Source organism: Sphingomonas sp. Root710, from assembly GCF_001429065.1.
GTDB lineage: Bacteria > Pseudomonadota > Alphaproteobacteria > Sphingomonadales > Sphingomonadaceae > Rhizorhabdus.
Genome location: NZ_LMIB01000001.1, coordinates 1,072,673 through 1,089,448 on the forward strand (window position 1 = coordinate 1,072,673; position 16,776 = coordinate 1,089,448).

At 66.0% G+C, this 16,776-nt stretch carries 22 protein-coding genes; 14 read left to right on the forward strand and 8 right to left on the reverse strand.

The features are described from left to right. Window positions 1-35: 35 nt before the first annotated feature. The 5 genes from ASE00_RS05000 (at window position 36) to ASE00_RS05020 (ending at window position 2,599) form a co-directional block, all read left to right on the forward strand. On the forward strand, window positions 36-578 hold the full coding sequence (locus ASE00_RS05000; RefSeq protein ID WP_056378051.1) for a shikimate kinase: 543 nt from the start codon (window positions 36-38) through the stop codon (window positions 576-578). Next, window positions 575-1,675, forward strand: a complete 1,101-nt coding sequence (gene aroB / locus ASE00_RS05005; protein WP_056378052.1) for a 3-dehydroquinate synthase — start codon at window positions 575-577, stop codon at window positions 1,673-1,675. Before ASE00_RS05000 ends, aroB begins: the two co-directional genes overlap by 4 nt. 76 nt (window positions 1,676-1,751) lie before the next feature. After that, on the forward strand, window positions 1,752-1,928 hold the full coding sequence (locus ASE00_RS05010) for a hypothetical protein (protein WP_156405270.1): 177 nt from the start codon (window positions 1,752-1,754) through the stop codon (window positions 1,926-1,928). Then, window positions 1,928-2,347: a hypothetical protein gene (locus tag ASE00_RS05015; protein WP_056378054.1), complete on the forward strand. Its 420-nt coding sequence runs from the start codon at window positions 1,928-1,930 to the stop codon at window positions 2,345-2,347. The genes ASE00_RS05010 and ASE00_RS05015 overlap by 1 nt, the downstream gene beginning before the upstream one ends. A 3-nt stretch (window positions 2,348-2,350) precedes the next feature. After that, window positions 2,351-2,599, forward strand: coding sequence for a BrnA antitoxin family protein (locus ASE00_RS05020; protein ID WP_056378055.1), 249 nt, complete (start codon window positions 2,351-2,353; stop codon window positions 2,597-2,599). Window positions 2,600-2,603: 4 nt separating this feature from the next. On the opposite strand, the gene ASE00_RS23710 is transcribed toward ASE00_RS05020, so the two are convergent. Next, entirely contained in the window at window positions 2,604-3,020 is a 417-nt protein-coding gene (locus ASE00_RS23710) for a hypothetical protein (RefSeq protein ID WP_056378056.1), read from the reverse strand. 532 nt (window positions 3,021-3,552) lie between these two features. On the opposite strand from ASE00_RS23710, the gene ASE00_RS24305 reads away from it, so the two are divergent. Beyond that, entirely contained in the window at window positions 3,553-3,762 is a 210-nt protein-coding gene (locus ASE00_RS24305) for an HGGxSTG domain-containing protein (protein WP_056378057.1), read from the forward strand. Here the strand turns inward: ASE00_RS24305 and ASE00_RS05035 are convergent. The 6 genes from ASE00_RS05035 to mutM form a co-directional block, all read right to left on the reverse strand. Next, window positions 3,747-4,112 carry a DUF423 domain-containing protein gene (locus ASE00_RS05035; RefSeq protein WP_056378058.1) on the reverse strand — a complete coding sequence of 122 codons (366 nt, stop codon included), beginning with the start codon at window positions 4,110-4,112 and terminating at the stop codon, window positions 3,747-3,749. The genes ASE00_RS24305 and ASE00_RS05035 overlap by 16 nt on opposite strands. Then, window positions 4,109-5,911 carry a cation:proton antiporter gene (locus tag ASE00_RS05040; RefSeq protein ID WP_056378059.1) on the reverse strand — a complete coding sequence of 601 codons (1,803 nt, stop codon included), beginning with the start codon at window positions 5,909-5,911 and terminating at the stop codon, window positions 4,109-4,111. Before ASE00_RS05040 ends, ASE00_RS05035 begins: the two co-directional genes overlap by 4 nt. Beyond that, window positions 5,908-6,354, reverse strand: a complete 447-nt coding sequence (locus ASE00_RS05045) for an iron-sulfur cluster assembly scaffold protein (protein WP_200957875.1) — start codon at window positions 6,352-6,354, stop codon at window positions 5,908-5,910. Before ASE00_RS05045 ends, ASE00_RS05040 begins: the two co-directional genes overlap by 4 nt. 195 nt (window positions 6,355-6,549) lie before the next feature. Next, window positions 6,550-7,950, reverse strand: coding sequence for a chromosomal replication initiator protein DnaA (gene dnaA / locus ASE00_RS05050; protein ID WP_200957909.1), 1,401 nt, complete (start codon window positions 7,948-7,950; stop codon window positions 6,550-6,552). Window positions 7,951-8,407: 457 nt separating this feature from the next. After that, complete coding sequence (rpsT, locus tag ASE00_RS05055) at window positions 8,408-8,671, reverse strand: 30S ribosomal protein S20 (protein ID WP_056378061.1); 264 nt, start codon at window positions 8,669-8,671, stop codon at window positions 8,408-8,410. 111 nt (window positions 8,672-8,782) lie between these two features. Continuing rightward, complete coding sequence (mutM, locus tag ASE00_RS05060) at window positions 8,783-9,595, reverse strand: bifunctional DNA-formamidopyrimidine glycosylase/DNA-(apurinic or apyrimidinic site) lyase (protein WP_056378062.1); 813 nt, start codon at window positions 9,593-9,595, stop codon at window positions 8,783-8,785. 239 nt (window positions 9,596-9,834) lie between these two features. Between mutM and ASE00_RS05065 the strand changes: the two genes are divergently transcribed. The 8 genes from ASE00_RS05065 to ASE00_RS05100 all read left to right on the forward strand — a co-directional run bounded on the left by ASE00_RS05065 (window position 9,835) and on the right by ASE00_RS05100 (window position 15,616). Beyond that, entirely contained in the window at window positions 9,835-10,566 is a 732-nt protein-coding gene (locus ASE00_RS05065; RefSeq protein ID WP_056378063.1) for a class I SAM-dependent methyltransferase, read from the forward strand. Further along, window positions 10,563-12,095, forward strand: a complete 1,533-nt coding sequence (gene ubiB, locus ASE00_RS05070; protein WP_056378064.1) for a 2-polyprenylphenol 6-hydroxylase — start codon at window positions 10,563-10,565, stop codon at window positions 12,093-12,095. Before ASE00_RS05065 ends, ubiB begins: the two co-directional genes overlap by 4 nt. Before the next feature lie 4 nt (window positions 12,096-12,099). Then, window positions 12,100-12,396 (forward strand): nucleotidyltransferase family protein, encoded by a 297-nt coding sequence (locus ASE00_RS05075; protein ID WP_162256408.1) that lies wholly within the window; start codon window positions 12,100-12,102, stop codon window positions 12,394-12,396. Then, a complete protein-coding gene (locus ASE00_RS05080) occupies window positions 12,396-12,740 on the forward strand; it encodes a DUF86 domain-containing protein (protein WP_056378066.1) in 345 nt (114 codons plus the stop codon). The genes ASE00_RS05075 and ASE00_RS05080 overlap by 1 nt, the downstream gene beginning before the upstream one ends. Further along, window positions 12,737-13,954: a bifunctional phosphopantothenoylcysteine decarboxylase/phosphopantothenate--cysteine ligase CoaBC gene (gene coaBC / locus ASE00_RS05085; protein ID WP_056378067.1), complete on the forward strand. Its 1,218-nt coding sequence runs from the start codon at window positions 12,737-12,739 to the stop codon at window positions 13,952-13,954. Before ASE00_RS05080 ends, coaBC begins: the two co-directional genes overlap by 4 nt. Next, window positions 13,941-14,390, forward strand: coding sequence for a dUTP diphosphatase (gene dut / locus ASE00_RS05090; protein ID WP_056378068.1), 450 nt, complete (start codon window positions 13,941-13,943; stop codon window positions 14,388-14,390). Before coaBC ends, dut begins: the two co-directional genes overlap by 14 nt. 126 nt (window positions 14,391-14,516) lie before the next feature. After that, window positions 14,517-15,266, forward strand: coding sequence for a HesA/MoeB/ThiF family protein (locus ASE00_RS05095; protein ID WP_056378069.1), 750 nt, complete (start codon window positions 14,517-14,519; stop codon window positions 15,264-15,266). After that, window positions 15,254-15,616, forward strand: coding sequence for a DsrE family protein (locus tag ASE00_RS05100; protein WP_056378070.1), 363 nt, complete (start codon window positions 15,254-15,256; stop codon window positions 15,614-15,616). The genes ASE00_RS05095 and ASE00_RS05100 overlap by 13 nt, the downstream gene beginning before the upstream one ends. A gap of 8 nt (window positions 15,617-15,624) precedes the next feature. Here ASE00_RS05100 and ASE00_RS05105 read toward each other — a convergent pair whose 3' ends face one another. Then, window positions 15,625-16,728 (reverse strand): NAD(P)/FAD-dependent oxidoreductase, encoded by a 1,104-nt coding sequence (locus tag ASE00_RS05105; RefSeq protein ID WP_156405272.1) that lies wholly within the window; start codon window positions 16,726-16,728, stop codon window positions 15,625-15,627. Between the last annotated feature and the right edge of the window lie 48 nt (window positions 16,729-16,776).

Here is a 16,776-nt window from a genome sequence, read left to right on the forward strand (position 1 = left end):
CCGAGGGGGCGGCCATGTGTATAGCCCTCGAAGAGATGCCGCAAAGCCTGCCGCCCAATCTTCCGCGTTTTGACCGGCCGCTGGTGCTCATCGGACTGATGGGCGTCGGCAAATCGACGATCGGCAAGCGCCTCGCCGCGCGCCTCCACCTGCCCTTCGTCGACGCCGATCACGAGATCGAGCGCGCCGCGGGCCTGAGCATCACCGAGATTTTCGAGCGCTTCGGCGAAAAGGAATTCCGCGACGGCGAACGCCGGGTGATCGGGCGGCTGATCGACGGCCGGCCCAAGGTGATCGCCACCGGCGGCGGCGCCTTCATGCAGGACGAGACCCGCGCGCTGATCCTCGATCGCGCGCTCGCCATCTGGCTCGACGCCGACATCGACGTCCTCGCCGAGCGCGTTCAGCGCCGCGAGGGCAGCCGCCCGCTCCTCAAGAACCGCGACCCGCGTGAGGCACTTGCCGAACTCGCCGCGGTCCGCAACCCCGTTTATGCGCTCGCGCCGATCCATGTGCACAGTCAGCCGCTGCCGCACGACGCGACCGTCGACTCCATATTGAAAGCATTGGCAGCATGAGCGTTCGCGTCGAACTCGGTGATCGCAGCTATGACATCGCGATCGCGCCGGGCGCGCTCGATCGCGCCGGGGAGCTGCTGGCGCCCTATGCTGCACGCGGCCGTTTCATCGTCGTGACAGACAAGAATATCGTTCCTAACCAGCTCTATAGGCTCGAAACTTCATTGACGGCGGCAGGTATCGCCAGCGCGGTCGAGGTGCTCCCCGCCGGGGAATCGACCAAGAGCTGGAAGATGCTTGAGAGGCTCACCGACGCGCTGCTCGCCTATGGAGTGGAGCGCAACGACACGATCATCGCGCTGGGCGGCGGCGTGATAGGCGACCTCGTCGGCTTCGCCGCGTCGATCCTCAAGCGCGGCTGCCGCTTCGTGCAGGTTCCTACCACCCTGCTGTCGCAGGTCGACAGTTCGGTCGGCGGCAAGACCGCGATCAACAGCAAGGCGGGCAAGAACCTGATCGGCGCCTTCTACCAGCCCGCCCATGTCCTGATCGACCCGACCACCCTCGACACCCTGCCCCCCCGCGAACTCCGCGCCGGCTATGCCGAGGTGATCAAATATGGCCTGATCGACGATGCCGACTTCTTCGCCTGGTGTGAGGCGAACGGCGGCAGGCTCCTCGCCGGAGACCCCGACGCCCGCACCCATGCGATCACGAAGAGCGTCGAGGCCAAGGCTCGCATCGTCGGCCAGGACGAGCGCGAGACCAGCGGGCGCCGCGCCCTGCTCAACCTCGGCCACACCTTCGGCCACGCGCTCGAAGCCGAAACCGGCTTCTCGGACCGCCTGCTCCACGGTGAGGCCGTCGCCGCCGGCATGGCCCTCGCCTTCCGCTTCTCCGCCTCGCTCGGCCTATGCCCTCAGGAAGATGCGGACCGCGTCACCGCCCACATCGCCGCCGCCGGCCTCCCCGCCACGCTGAGCGCGGCGGGCATCGACGCCACCGGCAAGGCGCTCGTCGCGCACATGATGCACGACAAGAAGATGGAAGGCGGGCAACTCCCGTTCCTGCTGGCGCGCGGGATCGGGCAGACCTATCTGGAGAAGAAGGTCGATCTGGCCAAGGTCGAGGCGTTTCTGGATGCGGAGCGGGGCTAAGTTCACGCTGTTTTGGAAGCGGCGTGATGTTGCGATAACGGTGCTGATATCTTATATTATTGGTGTCGGAGGATATATGACCAAGCATTATGTGGTGGAAAAGGCCGGATCGGCTAGCCGCACGGTCTTCCGCGATAGCAATAGTGGCCAGTTTGTCACGAAGGTTATGTCTAGAGAAACCTTCAACAAGGCGTCGAGCAAAGCAAATACCGTAATTCGCTCCACGCTCAGCGGAAACGCGCCAAAGCGGTAATGACCTACAATCGGCAGTTTGAGCACTTCGTCGATAACGACCCTAACAAAGTCCGGGGCTATGTAGCCTATGGGCTTTACAAGGAGTCCAAGCGACAGTGGATACAGCAGCAGACTGCGGCGAATGGAGGCACCCCGCCCACCGTTGCGGAAGTCGAATCCCACGTAAGCAGTTATACCCCTGCTTTGAAAGATAGCCTGATCAATAGCGCTGAAAGTGTGCTGGCCGCGTTCGCGGACGAGGCCATTTCGGCAGCAAAGCCCGGGATCGTCGAGGCTACTTTGCGAGGGTCTACTGCCAACACGATATGGCTCGGAATACTGACAAACACCATTTATACGCTTTTACTGGTTGCGCTCGTGCTCGTTCTCAAATTTGCTGGTGTGGACATCCTGGGTATTCTGGGGACCGCTGCGTAGTCCGTGGTCTTATCCATCCACAAGAACTGGGCTGATCCTGACGATGCCCCTGAGCTTGACGCCGACTGGTTCGCCAAGGCGGCGCTCATGGAGGGCGAGAAGCCCGTGAACCGTGGCGGCCGACCGCGCGGCTCGAACAAGGTGCCGGTGACACTGCGTCTCGATCGGGATGCCGGCGATCACTTCAAGGCGGGTGGACCGGGCTGGCGATCGCGGATCAAAGCGGCGGTACGCAAGGCGGTTGGACTTTGAGCGTCTAGATCGTGCGGCGCTTGCCCGCACACTCGATCTGATAGGACACATTATAAGGTCCGCGATTACAACCGCACATCCACGTAACGAACCTGCCGGTTTGCCTGTCAAACTCTCCCCCAGCGACCCGGTGTTGAGTGTCGTCGATCGGCGGATAGCCTCTCGGGGGCTCGATCGAGAACCTACCAGCAGGCAAGCCCCGGTGGCCCGCCTCAATATACCAAACCGATATGAAATCCCTGTCAATCGCAACGCCGCGCTTCTGAAACGCATATTCTCGATGCCAACGGGTGAGCGAACCCGTGCAGGCGTTGTGCGTCGTGATTGCCTCGATGCTATCGATTTCGGCATCCGACGGGCGGCCCACCGAGCAGCCGACGAGGTGAAGCAGGCCCCAAAAGGTCGCAGCCAAGCTTTTCATCCCGCTAGCTTAGCGGAACCGCCGAATGTCCGCTATGGATCGTTGGGGACCGGGAAGTTCTTTTACCGTCTAAATCGCACCCAATTGTTCTTTTTTTGTTCTTGCTTTCGAGCTTGGATTCTGTTACCCGGCTATAGCCTCCACAATGAAGGCTGAACATCATTGCAGCCTTCCGCCGCGCCATTTCTCCGTCGTCGCATCCGGTCGGTCTCTTTCGTGGCAACAGGTCGCTTGCAACGTCCGCCTCCCGGCCGGGCGGACGCCCTAAAGCCACTCACCGCAACCCTGCTGGCGCACGCGCAATCGCTCGATGCGATCTTCACCGACATGGCGGCGCGCGCCTCCAATAACCTGGCTCAATGGCCGCACGCCGCGCGGGTCTACGCACGGCTCGCCCTGCGCGCGCATTCGCGCTGCCGTGCATCGCTGGAGAACATGGCCAGCCTCCTCGAGAGCGAAGCCACGACGTCACCAAAACAGCCCCTTCCCTCCACCCAGGAAAAAAGAAATGGAAATTCGACCGAACAACCCCATGCAACCGGAAATCCTGGCGAATGCGCCCCGCTGCGGAGCGAAGACGCGCTCGGGGGCGCCATGCCGCTCGCCCGCCGTCGGGGGCGCTGCACGATGCCGGATGCACGGCGGCAAGGGCAGCGGCGCGCCGCGCGGCAACCGCAATGCCTGGAAACATGGCGCGAACTCCGCCGAAGTGGCGGCGATCGCCCGTTATCTGCGCAAATAACCGATCGCCAGCCACGTCCAGCCGAGGATCATCGCCAGCCCGCCGAGCGGCGTCACCGCGCCCAGCCAGCGCGGACCGCCGAACGCCATCGCATAGAGCGTTCCCGCGAAGATCAGCGCGCCGAGCAGCATCAGCGCCGCCGGGCCCCTGCCCTCGCTCCTGCCCGACACGCCCAGCGCTACCAGCCCCGCGACGGCGTGGATCATCTGGTAATGCGCGCCGGTGGTCAGCCATTCGGCGGCCTTGCCCGACGCGCCGTGCGCGCCATAGGCCCCGGCGATCACCGCCACCGCACCCGACAGAGCGAGCAGCGCCGCCAGTGGATCGCCCGTCATGCCACGCCGCGTCATCGCAATTCCCCTTCCTGCTCGTCCGGAATCCCGTCCCCATCCAGGTCCAGCGCCCGATCGGGGCTGAACATGATGTCGCGTTTGGTCGCGAGGTCGCCGGTCGCCACCTGGGCTTCCAGGCGGCTGCCGTCACGGCGGCGATATTCGGCCTCGATCTTGTCGACATTGCTGTTGCTGACGCCCACCGCCTCCAGCGCCTCGCGTCCCAGAACCACCGCCGATTCGAACAGCTCGCGCACCGCGCCCGCGATGTCGAGCTGCGCGAGTACCATCATATGACGTCGGTCGAAGGCGCGGACCAGGATCGCGGCGTTGGGAAAGGCCTTCAGGATCGGCTGGAGCTGCTTCTTCGTCAGCGGCTCGCCATCGGTGCAGAAGATGATCGCCCGCGCCTGCTCGCCCCCCGCCTGCCGCAGCAGGTCGACCCGCTTGCCGTCGCCATAATGGACCTTCGCGCCGAACTTCGTCGCGGTGTCGATCATCTCGATGTCATGGTCGATCAGGCTGAGTTGCGTTCCTGCTGCCATCAGCATCTGCGACACCGTCTGCCCGAAGCGGCCATAGCCGACGACGATCGCGCTCGGCGTCTCGCCGCCATCGGGACCAGGCCGCGCCTCCTTGCTGGGCGGCGCGGTGACGAAGCGGCGCGAGAACATCATCAGGAACGGCGTGGTCGCCATCGACAGGGTGACGATCGCGCCGAACAGGCTTGCCGCCTCGGGCTGGATCAGCAGCGCGTCGCGGGCCTGGGTGAAGAGCACGAACGCGAACTCGCCGCCCTGGCTGAGCAGCAGGCCGAAACTGAGCGCAGGTCGGTTGGCGACCCCGAACGCCTTGGCGACGCCGAACATCACCGCCGTCTTGGTGGCCACCACCGCCAGCGCCATCACCAGCACGAACAACGGCCGTTCGGCGATGACGTGCAGGTCGAGCATCATGCCGACCGCGATGAAGAACAGCCCGAGCAGGATCGTGCGGAACGGTTCGACATCCGATTCGAGCTCATGGCGATAGGGCGAATCCGCCAGCATCACGCCCGCGATGAACGCGCCGAGCGCAGTCGACAGATGGAGCGCCTCCATCACCGCCGCGCTCGCCAGCACGGTGAACAGGCCGGCGGCGACGAACAGCTCGCGCTCGCCCAGCCGGCCGATCAGCTTGAAGAGCGGATTGAGTATGAAACGCCCCGCCAGCACCAGCCCGGCAACCGCCGCGACCGTATAGATCGCCAACAGCCAGCCCGGCGGCGTCCCCGCTTCGGGCGGCGTACGCGACAGAGCCGCGATGATCGTGATCATCGGGATCAGCGACAGGTCCTGGAAAAGCAGGACCGAGAAGGCGCGCTCGCCTGCGGGGGTGTTGAGCCGCCCGGCCGAACGCAGCATCGGCAGCACCTGCGCGGTCGAGGACAAAGCCAGCGGCAGGCCGAGCGCGATCGCCGCCGCGCCGCTGAAGCCGGTGCCGTAATAGATGATCGCGCTGATCGCGGCACCGCACGCCGCTACCTGCGCAAGGCCGAGCCCGAAGATGTCGCGCCGCAGCCGCCACAGCCGGTTCGGATTGAGTTCGAGCCCGACGAGGAACAGCAGCAGGACGATGCCGAGTTCGGCAATGCCCAGCTTCGATTCGGCCCCGCCGATCAGCCCCAGCCCTTGCGGACCGATCAGCGCGCCGGCGACCAGATAGCCGAGCGTCGCGCCGAGGCCGAGACGGCGGAACAGCAGCACGAACACGATCGCCGCCCCCAGCAGCAGCACCCCGTCGCGCAGCAGCAGCGTGGCATGGCCCGCATCGCTCATCGAACCATCTCGGCGGAGGCCTGCGCCGCGGCTTCGGCCACCGCCTCGAAGGCGAGCCGGATCGACGGGTGGCGCGCGGCGTGCCGGCGGGCGGGCTCGAAAATCTCCAGCCCCGGCCAGTCGCCGGGATCGTCGCGTTCGCCGGCCAGAAAGGCGGTCAGCGCATCGCGCGCGGCGGCAAGCTGTTCCGGGCTGCGTCCGATGGCATATTCGCCCATCAGCGCCGCCGCCGCCTGGCCCAGCGCGCAGGCACGCACCTCCTGCCCCAGGTCGGCGACCCGCCCCGTTTCGTCGACGACGACGTCGACCGTCACCCGGCTGCCGCAGATCGGCGACCGTTTCGAAACGGTGGCCTGCGGCTCGGAAAGACGCGTCTGATGCGGGATGCTGGTGGCGAGGCGAAGGATCGTAGCGTTGTAGAGCGTGGCCGACATGACCCCCATGTAGGGCCAACACCCCGGGCCGTCATCCCGGCGGAAGCTGGGATCTCATTTTTCTTCGTCGCGGAAAGGCGGGACGCTCTGAAACCGTCATCCTCGCGAATGCGGGGATCCATGGACGGCGGCGCGTCCGATGTGAAGCGGCACCTTTCCATGGATTCCCGCTTTCGCGGGAATGACGTTGGGAGAGGTGGGGTTTTACCCCTCGAGCTGGCGGATCAGCAACCGCACATCGGCATCGAGCTCGGCGTCAAGCTGACGCAGCTTCTCGATCTGCTTGACCGCGTGGATCACCGTCGTGTGATCGCGTCCGCCGAAGCGGCGGCCGATCTCAGGCAGCGACCGCGGGGTGAGCTGCTTGGCGAGGTACATCGCCACCTGGCGGGGCCGCGCGACCTCGCGGGCGCGGCGGGCGCTCGACATCTCGGCCTGGCGAATGCGGTAATGGTCGGAAACCTTGCGCTGGATCTCGTCGATCGTCACGCGGCGCTGGTTGGCGCGCAATATGTCGGCCAGCGTCGCCTGGGTGAAGTCGATGTCGACCGGCTTGCCCGACAGCGCGGCATAGGCGACGACACGGTTGAGCGCGCCTTCGAGTTCGCGGACATTGGCGCTGATGCGGCGGGCCAGGAACATCACCACGTCCTGCGGCACGTGGGCCTGCGGCATGCCCTGCAGCTTGCGGGTCAGAATGTTGAGGCGCAGCTCGAAATCGGCCGGGTTGACGTCGGCGACCAGGCCCCAGGACAGGCGCGAAAGGATGCGGCTCTCGATCCCGTCGAGGTCCTGCGGGCTGCGGTCGGCGCTGATCACCAGGCGGCGGCCCGCCGAGATCAGCTCATTCATCGTGTGGAAGAATTCTTCCTGGGTCGATTCCTTGCCCGCGATGAACTGGACGTCGTCGATCATCAGCACGTCGGCGGCGCGCAGCCGCTGCTTGAAGCTGAACGTATCCTTGGCGCGCATTGCCGAGACGAACTCGAACATGAACTTCTCAGCCGACATATAGACGACCTTCGCCCCCGGATGGCGCGCCAGATATTCATGGCCGATGGCATGCATCAGGTGGGTCTTGCCCAGACCGGTGCCACCATGGAGGAACAACGGGTTGAAGACGAGCTTGCCGCCCTCCGCCAGCGTGCGCGCGGCGTTATAGGCGACCTCGTTGGCCTTTCCGACGACGAAGCTGTCGAAGGTATAGCGCGCCTCGAGCGGGGTGCCGCAGCGAACCCCCGCGTCGGCCGCGACTGGCGTCTCGGCGGCGGCCTCAGCCGGCTCTTCCGCTTCTGCGGAGAACAGCACGGGGCGATCGGCTCCCGAAGCGGCGACGACCGACACACTGCGCACCTGCGGCAGAAGCGCGCGCCAGCCATGCAGGAGATGCTCGATGAAATGGGTAGTAACCCAATTGGCCATGAACTCGCTGGGCGCAACCAGGCGCAGCGTGCCCCCCGCCAGGTCACAATCACCAAGCGTCAGCGGCTTCAGCCAGCCGTCGAAGGTCCGCACGCCGATGCTGCGGCGAAGACCGGCGCGAATCGTCTCCCAGGCCTGGGCGAGGGCGACATCGACATTACCGAGCGACGGCATGCCATTCATGTCCAACCCGCCAATGTCTTCAGACACGCCGCATCCTTCCCGGACGACCGACGGCCGCCCCCCGATATTGCCAGTTCTGAAAGGGCAAAGCCCTCCCCGTTCCAAAGGCCAAGACCTTCGGGCCCCAGTTATGAAATCACTCTGATGCCGGTTGCGACAGAATCGCGCACCAGCCGTGGATCGCACTCTATGGAGAAGCCGCGATGCGGATCAAGAGCATCTATTTTGTCATCGGCCCGCAATATGGGGTTGACAGGCGGTAAGCCGGGCATCCGTCACGAGAATTATTTTTATCGTTATTTTTCAATGATTTATTCGGGGCGCTTACAACGAATCAAACTAATTCCGAGAGTTACGTTTTGATGACCCGATCATGACAGTTTTCCGGCCACATATGACAAGAGCCCGCCAGCATCGCTGCCGGCGGGCTCTTGGTCAACCGCAATGCTGTGCGCAATTAGCCGAGGGCGGCGACACGCTTGCTGAGGCGCGAGAACTTGCGCGAAGCGGTGTTCTTGTGAACGACGCCCTTCGACACGCCACGGAACAGTTCGGGCTGGGCAGCGACGAGCGCGGCAGTCGCCGCCGTCTTGTCGCCGGCAGCGAGCGCGGACTCTACCTTCTTCACAAAGGTACGGATCCGGCTGACCCGCGCGCCGTTGATTTCGGCGCGACGGTCGTTGCGACGGATGCGCTTCTTTGCTTGGGGCGTATTCGCCATGCTCGTTCAAACCCTAATCTAAAATGTCCAAGGACGGCGGGAGACTCAGCCCTCGCCGGGAAGGCCGGGCCAATACATAGACTTGGCCCCATGGTCAACCTCCCAAACGCCCTATTTCTGGCATTTCGGGCAGTAGAAGGTCGATCGCCCGCCATCGACCCGCCGCGCAACGGTAGCGCCGCAATGGCACGCTTCCCCTTCCCGGCCATAGACCAGCCACTGCTTGGCGAAATAGCCGAGCTCGCCGTCAGGCCGCGCATAATCGCGCAGGGTCGAGCCCCCGGCGGTGATCGCCGCGCTCAGCACCTCGCGAATCGAATCGACCAGCCGGTCGAGCCGCTTGCGCGCGATCCGGCCCGCCGGGGTGGTCGGCGCGATTCCGGTCATGTGCAGCGCCTCGCACACATAGATATTGCCGAGCCCTGCGACGATCCGCTGGTCGAGCAGCATCGCCTTGATCGGCGCGGCGCGCCCGTCCAGCGCCTTGGCCAGATAGGCTCCCGACAGCCCATCCCCCAGCGGTTCCGGGCCGAGCGCCTTGAACGCCGGGAAGTCTGCCAGCTCATCCTTGCGGATCAGATCGACCGATCCGAAACGGCGCGGGTCGCACAGCGCCAGCACCCGGCCCGCGTCGGTCTCCAGGATCAAGTGGTCGTGGGTGCCGATCTCCGACGGATCGATCCGCCAGCGCCCCGACATGCCGAGGTGGAAGATCATGACGTCGTCGCGATCCGTCTCGATCAGCCCATATTTGGCGCGCCGTCCCAATGCGGTGACCGTCGCCCCGGTCAACCGCTGGCGCAGATCGGCGGGAAAGGCCCGCCGCAGATCGGCGCGGCGCGTCTCCACCCGCGTCAGTCGATGGCCCAGCAATGGCGGTTCAAGGCCGCGGACGGTGGTTTCGACTTCGGGAAGCTCGGGCATGAAGACGACCTAACCCACCCGTCATCCCAGCGAAAGTATTCCGTTCATGGGCGGCAGACCTCCCCAACTCGTCATTCCCGCGAACGCGGGAATTCACTCGCTGGCTTGGTCCGAACCCCTGATGCTTCGGAGCGTGCCTCGCGGTGGATTCCCGCGTCCGCGGGAATGACGAAGAAAATGGGTGCCGCCAGACGAGACATGGTTTGCGGGCGGCGCATCGCTTGGCTAGAGCGACCCGCATGAGCGAAACTGTTTCCTTCGGCTATACCGACGTCTCCCCCGAGGAGAAGACCGCCAAGGTCGGCGAAGTCTTCCGCAGCGTGGCCAGCCGCTACGACCTGATGAACGACGCAATGTCGGGCGGGCTGCATCGACTGTGGAAGGACCGCTTCGTCCGGCTGGTGAAGCCGCGCGCCGGGGAAACCATCCTCGACGTGGCGGGCGGTACCGGCGACATCGCCTTCCGCCTTGCCCGTTCAGGCGCGAAGGTGATCGTGTCGGACATCAATCCCGCGATGCTCGACGTCGGCAAGGAGCGCGCCCAAAAGAAGCATATCGAAGGGCTCGACTGGTCGATGCAGAATGCCGAGACGCTGAGCTTCGATGCAAACAGCTTCGACGCCTATACGATCGCCTTCGGCATCCGCAACGTCACCCACCGCGCCCAGGCGCTGGCCGAGGCGCACCGCGTGCTCAAGCGCGGCGGCCGTTTCTTCTGCCTCGAATTCTCGACGACGCTGTGGCCGGGCTTCAAGGAAGCCTATGACGTCTACTCGCACAAGCTCGTCCCCAAGCTGGGCAAGCTGCTCGCGGGGGACGAGGAGAGCTATCGCTACCTGATCGAATCGATCCGCCGATTCCCGACGATGGACGCCTTCAAGGCCGAGATCGCCGCAGCGGGCTTCGTTCAGACCCGGGTCGAGCCGATGCTCGGCGGCCTCGTCGCCATCCATAGCGGCTGGAAGATTTGACCAGCAGCATCACCCATGTGTGGCGGCTGCTGCGCTGGGGCCGCACGCTCGCGCGCCATGGCGCGCTGCGCGGGATCGAACGCGATCCGCTGACCCCGCCGCAGGTCCGCCGTCTCGTCCGGCTCGCCCGCTTCGGCGCGCGCATTCCCAAGCAGCCCGCTTATGCCAGCGCATTCGAGGCGCTGGGCCCTGCTGCGGTCAAGCTGGGCCAAGCGCTCGCGACCCGGCCCGACCTGGTCGGCGAGGATGCCGCGAAGGACCTGTTCCGGCTCCAGGACGCACTCCCTCCCGCTCCCTTTCCGCTGATCCGCGCGGCGATTGAACAGAGCCTCGGCAAGCCGATCGAGGCCGCCTTCGCTTCTTTCGAGGAAATCCCGGTCGGCGCGGCCTCGATCGCGCAGGTCCACCGCGCGGTGACGACCGACGGCCGCACCGTCGCGGTCAAGGTGCTGCGCCCCGGCATCGAGGAAGAGTTCGCCAGGGCGATCGAGACCTATGAATGGGCCGCCGCGCATGCCGAGCTGATCGGCGGCGAGCTCACCCGGCTCCGCCCCCGCCTGGTCATCGCCACCTTCCGGCAATGGACCGCGCGCGAGCTCGACTTGCGCCGCGAGGCTGCGTCGGCATCCGAGCTGGCCGAGAATATGGCAGCGGTGCCGGGCTTCGTGATCCCGAAGATCGACTGGAACCGCACCGCGCGCCGCGTGATGACGATGGAATGGATCGACGGCATCAAGCTCGCCGACCGCGCCGGGCTCGCTGCGGCGGGCCATGACGGCAAGGCGCTCGGCGCGCTGCTGGTGCAGGCCTTCCTGCGCCAGGCGATCGCCGACGGCTTCTTCCACGCCGATCTTCACCAGGGCAACCTCTTCGCGCTGCCCGACGGGCGGATCGCCGCGATCGACTTCGGCATCATGGGCCGGATAGACCGCCGCGCGCGCGTCTGGCTGGCCGAGATCCTCCACGGGCTGATCACCGGCAACTACAAGCGCGTCGCCGAAATCCATTTCGAGGCGGGCTATGTGCCGCCGCACCATAATGTCGGCGAGTTCACCACCGCCCTGCGCGCGGTGGGCGAACCCATTCGGGGGCTCGCCGCCAAGGATATCTCGATCGGGCAGATGCTCGACGGCCTGTTCGCGATCACCCGCGACTTCGACATGCAGACCCAGCCGCATCTGCTGCTGCTCCAGAAGACGATGGTGATGGTCGAAGGCGTCGCCACCGCGCTCGATCCCGATCTCAACATGTGGGAGACGTCGGGCCCGTTCGTGCAGGAATGGATCCGGTCCGAACTGGGGCCCGAAGCCTGGCTCGCCGACCGCATCGTCGATGATGTGAAGACCCTGGCCGGCCTCCCCGACCTGATCCGCCGCATCGAAGCGCAATTCCCCGCCCCCGGCGGCACCCCCCCGCCCCCGCCGCTGCGCGAGGTGCAGGTGATCCGGATCAGCAACGGCTGGCGCTATGCCGCCGTGGCGCTGCTCGCAGGCGCCGCTGGCGTCGCGGCGACGCTGCTCTTATTATAGCGGCATGACACGGAAAGAGGCTCTCTCCCGGTTGAAAGGCCATGAAGCGGAACTCAAGCGCTTCGGGCTCCACGCTCTGTTCCTGTTCGGATCGACCCTGCGCGATGAAGCGAAGCCGTCATCCGATGTCGATCTGCTCTGCGATTTCCGTGATTCCGACGACTTGGGCCTGTTAGAATTCATCCGGGTTCGTGATCGACTGTCTGATCTGCTCGAAAGCCCTATTGACCTCATAGAGCGCCGCTCGATGCGTCCGCGAATTTTGAGGCGTGTCGAGCATGAGATGCTGCAGGTCTTTTGATGCACGACCGCGACATCGACCTCCTCGAACAAATTCTTGATCTGATCGCCGCCATCAAGCGTCGAACCATAGGCCTCGATCGTGGGCAATTCGAGATCGACCGGGACGAAACCGATCTCGTTGCCTTCCGGCTCGCGCATATCGGTGAAGCCAGCCACAAGCTTTCAGTCGAGTTGCAAGAAAGACATCCCGATATCGATTGGCGTAGCATCTACGGCATGCGAAACGTCATCGCCCACGACTATGGCGCCATTCTGCCGCGCCTATTATGGAAGGTCGTCACCACCGATCTCGACATATTGCAGTCGGCATGCCGGCAGGAATTCGATCGGTTGACATCGTGATCGCCCCACGCATTCTGCTCATCATCGGTGGCGGCATCGCTGCCTACAAGGCGTGCGAGCTGGTGCGGCTCATCCGCAAGGGCGGCGGCAGCGTGCGCTGTGTGCTGACCGAGGGGGCGCAGCATTTCGTGACGCCGATGAGCCTCGCCGCGCTGAGCGAGCAGGAGGTCCACACCAGCCTGTGGGATCTCAAGAACGAGACCGAGATGGGTCATATCCAGCTCAGCCGCGAGGCCGATCTGGTCGTGGTCTGCCCCGCGACCGCCGACCTGATGGCCAAGATGGCCGCCGGGATGGCCGACGACCTCGCCACCACGCTGCTCCTCGCCACCGACAAGCCGGTGCTGGCGGTGCCCGCGATGAACGTGCGGATGTGGCTCCACGCCGCGACCCAGCGCAACGTCGCGCGGCTGCGTGACGATGGCGTTACGGTGCTCGATCCCGACGACGGCGCGATGGCCTGCGGCGAGTTCGGCCCGGGTCGCTTGCCCGAACCGCCCTTCATCTGGGCTGAAATCGAGAAGCTGCTGGATAAGCCGCGCTCCGCTCCTGCCGCGGGCATAAAGGGCGGCGCGCTTGCGGGGCGGCATGTGCTGGTGACCGCCGGGCCGACCCATGAGGCGATCGATCCGGTCCGCTACATCGCGAACCGCTCGTCGGGGAAGCAGGGCTATGCGATCGCCGAAGCGCTGGCGGCGCTGGGCGCGCGGGTGACGCTGGTGTCGGGCCCGGTAAGCCTGGCGACGCCCGCCGGGGTCCACCGCGTCGATGTCGAAAGCGCCCGCGAGATGGCGGCGGCTGTCGAGGCGGCCTTGCCCGCCGACGTCGCGGTGATGGTCGCGGCAGTCGCCGACTGGCGCGCCGACACGTCCGCCGGGCAGAAGATCAAGAAGGACGGATCAGGCGCGCCGCCGACGCTGTCGCTCGCCGAAAATCCCGACATCCTCGCCGGGCTCGCCGCCAGCCCGCGCCGCCCCCGCCTGCTGATCGGCTTCGCCGCAGAGACCGAGAAGGTCGTCGACCACGCCATCGCCAAGCGTGCCCGCAAGGACGCGGACTGGATCGTGGCCAACGATGTGTCCGGCGACGTGATGGGCGGCGACAGTAACAGCGTGCACATCGTCAGCCGCGACGGGGTCGAAAGCTGGGAGAACCTGGCCAAGGCCGAAGTCGCCACCCGCCTCGCCGCAAGGATTGCCGATGCCTTCTCCTGAGATTTCGATACGACTGAAACGCCTCGACCATGGCGCGGGCCTGCCGCTTCCGGCCTATGCCACCGCCCATGCCGCGGGGCTCGACGTCGTCGCAGCGGAGGATGTGACGCTTGCTCCCGGCGCGCGCTATGCAGTCGCCACCGGCTTCGCGATCGCGATTCCCGAAGGCTATGAGGTGCAGGTCCGCCCGCGCTCGGGCCTTGCGCTCAAGAACGGCATAACCTGCCTCAACACCCCAGGCACGATCGACGCCGACTATCGCGGCGAAGTGAAGATCATCCTCGCCAATCTCGGCAGCGATCCGTTCGAGGTGAAGCGCGGCGAGCGCATCGCCCAGTTCGTCCCCGCCGCGGTTCAGCGCGCGGCCTTTGCCGAGGTGGAGGAACTGGACGATACGGCACGCGGCACGGGCGGATTCGGGTCTACCGGGCGATAAGCCCTTTCCACTCGTCATTCCCGCGAAAGCGGGAGTCCACGGTCACGGACCGCTCAAGCCTTGAATGCACCGCCATCCATTGGATTCCCGCTTTCGCGGGAATGACAGGGTAAGGTAACAAAGCCCATGTCCCTGACCGACCAGCAACTCGACCGCTACGCCCGCCACATCATCCTCAAGGAGATCGGCGGCGCGGGGCAACAGGCGCTGCTGAACGCAACGGTCGTGATCATCGGCGCGGGCGGCATCGGTTCTCCCGCGATCCAGTATCTCGCCGCCGCGGGCGTGGGCCGGCTTCGGGTGATCGATGATGACGTCGTCGACCTGTCGAACCTCCAGCGCCAGACCCTGTTCGCTACCGCCGACATCGGCCGCCCGAAGGCCGAGGTTGCCGCCGAACGGGTGGCGGGGATGAATCCCGACGTCATGGTCGAGCCCGTCACCGTGCGGATCGACGCCGACACCGCCGATGCGCTGCTCGCAGGGGCCGATCTGATCCTCGACGGCTGCGACAATTTCGGCACCCGGCTGGCGACATCCGATGCCGCGACCCGGCTGCATATCCCGATGGTGTCCGCGGCGGTCGGCCAGTTCGACGGCCAGCTGGGCGTCTGGCGCGGCTGGGAAGCGGACAAGCCCTGCTATCGCTGCCTGGTGGGCGACGATCCCGGCCAGCCCGACATCAGCTGCGCCGATCAGGGCGTGCTCGGCGCGCTGACCGGGGTGATGGGCAGCCTCGGCGCGATGGAAGCGATCCGTGCGCTCACCAGTTTCGGCGACGATCCGGCGGGGCGGCTGTTGCTGGTCGACGCGCTCGCCTTCCGCTTCCGCACGATCACCGTGCCCAAGGATCCGGGCTGCCGATGCGCGGGCTGACCCTGCTGGTCACGGCCGCCGATGCCGAGCGGCTTCACGCGGCGCTGACCTATGCGGCCGCGGGCGCGGCGGCGGGCGCCTCGGTAAAGCTGCATCTGCACGAGTGGGCGGTCGCCTTGCTCGCCCCGCTCGGCCCCGCGCCAAAAGACGAAGCGCGCGCCGCGGCCGGCCTGCCGACCCTGCCCCAGATATTCGAGGAGGCGCTAGCGCTGGGGGTGGCGATCACCGTCTGCCAGAGCGGGCTGGCGCTGGCCGGGATCGACCTCGCCCGGATCGACCCGCGGGCCGAGGCGCAAGGACCGGTCGGCTTGCTGGGGGCGCTGGGCGATGACCGGATGATCGTCTTCTAGGGCGGATCCTAGGCAAAGCGCCCCGGATCATAAACGGCCGGATCGATATGCCGCACCGCCTCCGGCAGATCGCGCCCCAGCAATAGCGCGGCGCCGATCATCGCCGCCGCGGGCGCGGTCTGGATGCCGAAGCCGCCCTGTCCGGCGAACCAGAAGAAGCCGGGCGCACACCGGTCGAAGCCATAGACCGGCACGCGATCCGGCGCGAAGCTGCGCAACCCCGCCCAGGCCCGCTCGCGCCGGACGATACGCCAGTCGACGACCTTCTCGAGCCGGTCGATCGCGATCGCGATGTCGATTTCCTCAGGCGCGACATCCGATGGCGGCACCGGCGTCTCGTCATGGGGCGTCAACCAGATGCGTCCCCCCGCTTCCGGCTTGAAATAGAAGGTCTCCTCGGCATCCATGACCAGCGGCATATCGGCTGGTGCAGGCGGATCGACCTGCAGCTGAATGACGGTGCGGCGATACGGCTGGATGGCGATCGGCATCGCTCCGGCCAGTGCCGCGACCTCGCTCGCCCAAGCTCCGGCGGCATCGACGATGACAGGCGCGACCACGGCCCCAGCGCGGGTTTCGACATGCCACGCCTCACCTTCCCGATGCAGCCCGATGGCTCGCGCGTCGGTGAGCAGCCGCGCACCCGCACGTTTCGCCCGCCCCAGATAATGAGCGTGCAGGCCCGCCACATCGATATCCTTGCAGCTCGGCTCGCTCAGCCCCCCGCCCTGCTCGTGCCGCAATCCCGGCACCCGTTTCGCCGCCTGGCCGGCATCGAGCCGATCGAGCCGGACTGCCGCGTCGTAGTTGCGGACAAGGGTCTCGATCGCATCCTGCCCATCCGGTCCGGCAAGATGGATCGCGCCCCGTGCGACGAGAAAACCCTGCCCGGACAGATAATCGAACGAGGCACTGGTGAGCGGCTGAACCGCCGGGCCGCCATAGGTTTCCTGCCAGAACGCGGCCGAGCGACCGGTGCTGTGATAACCCGGTTGTTCCTCGCCCTCGATCAGCACCACCCGCGCCGCATCGCCGATCTCGGCGGCAAGGCTGGCCCCCGCCATACCCGCGCCGATGACCGCGATGTCGGCGGAGATGATCGTTCCGTTCATGGTCTGCGTTTAGGTTTTGGTAAGGCGCGCCGTCTAGCCTGCTTAACC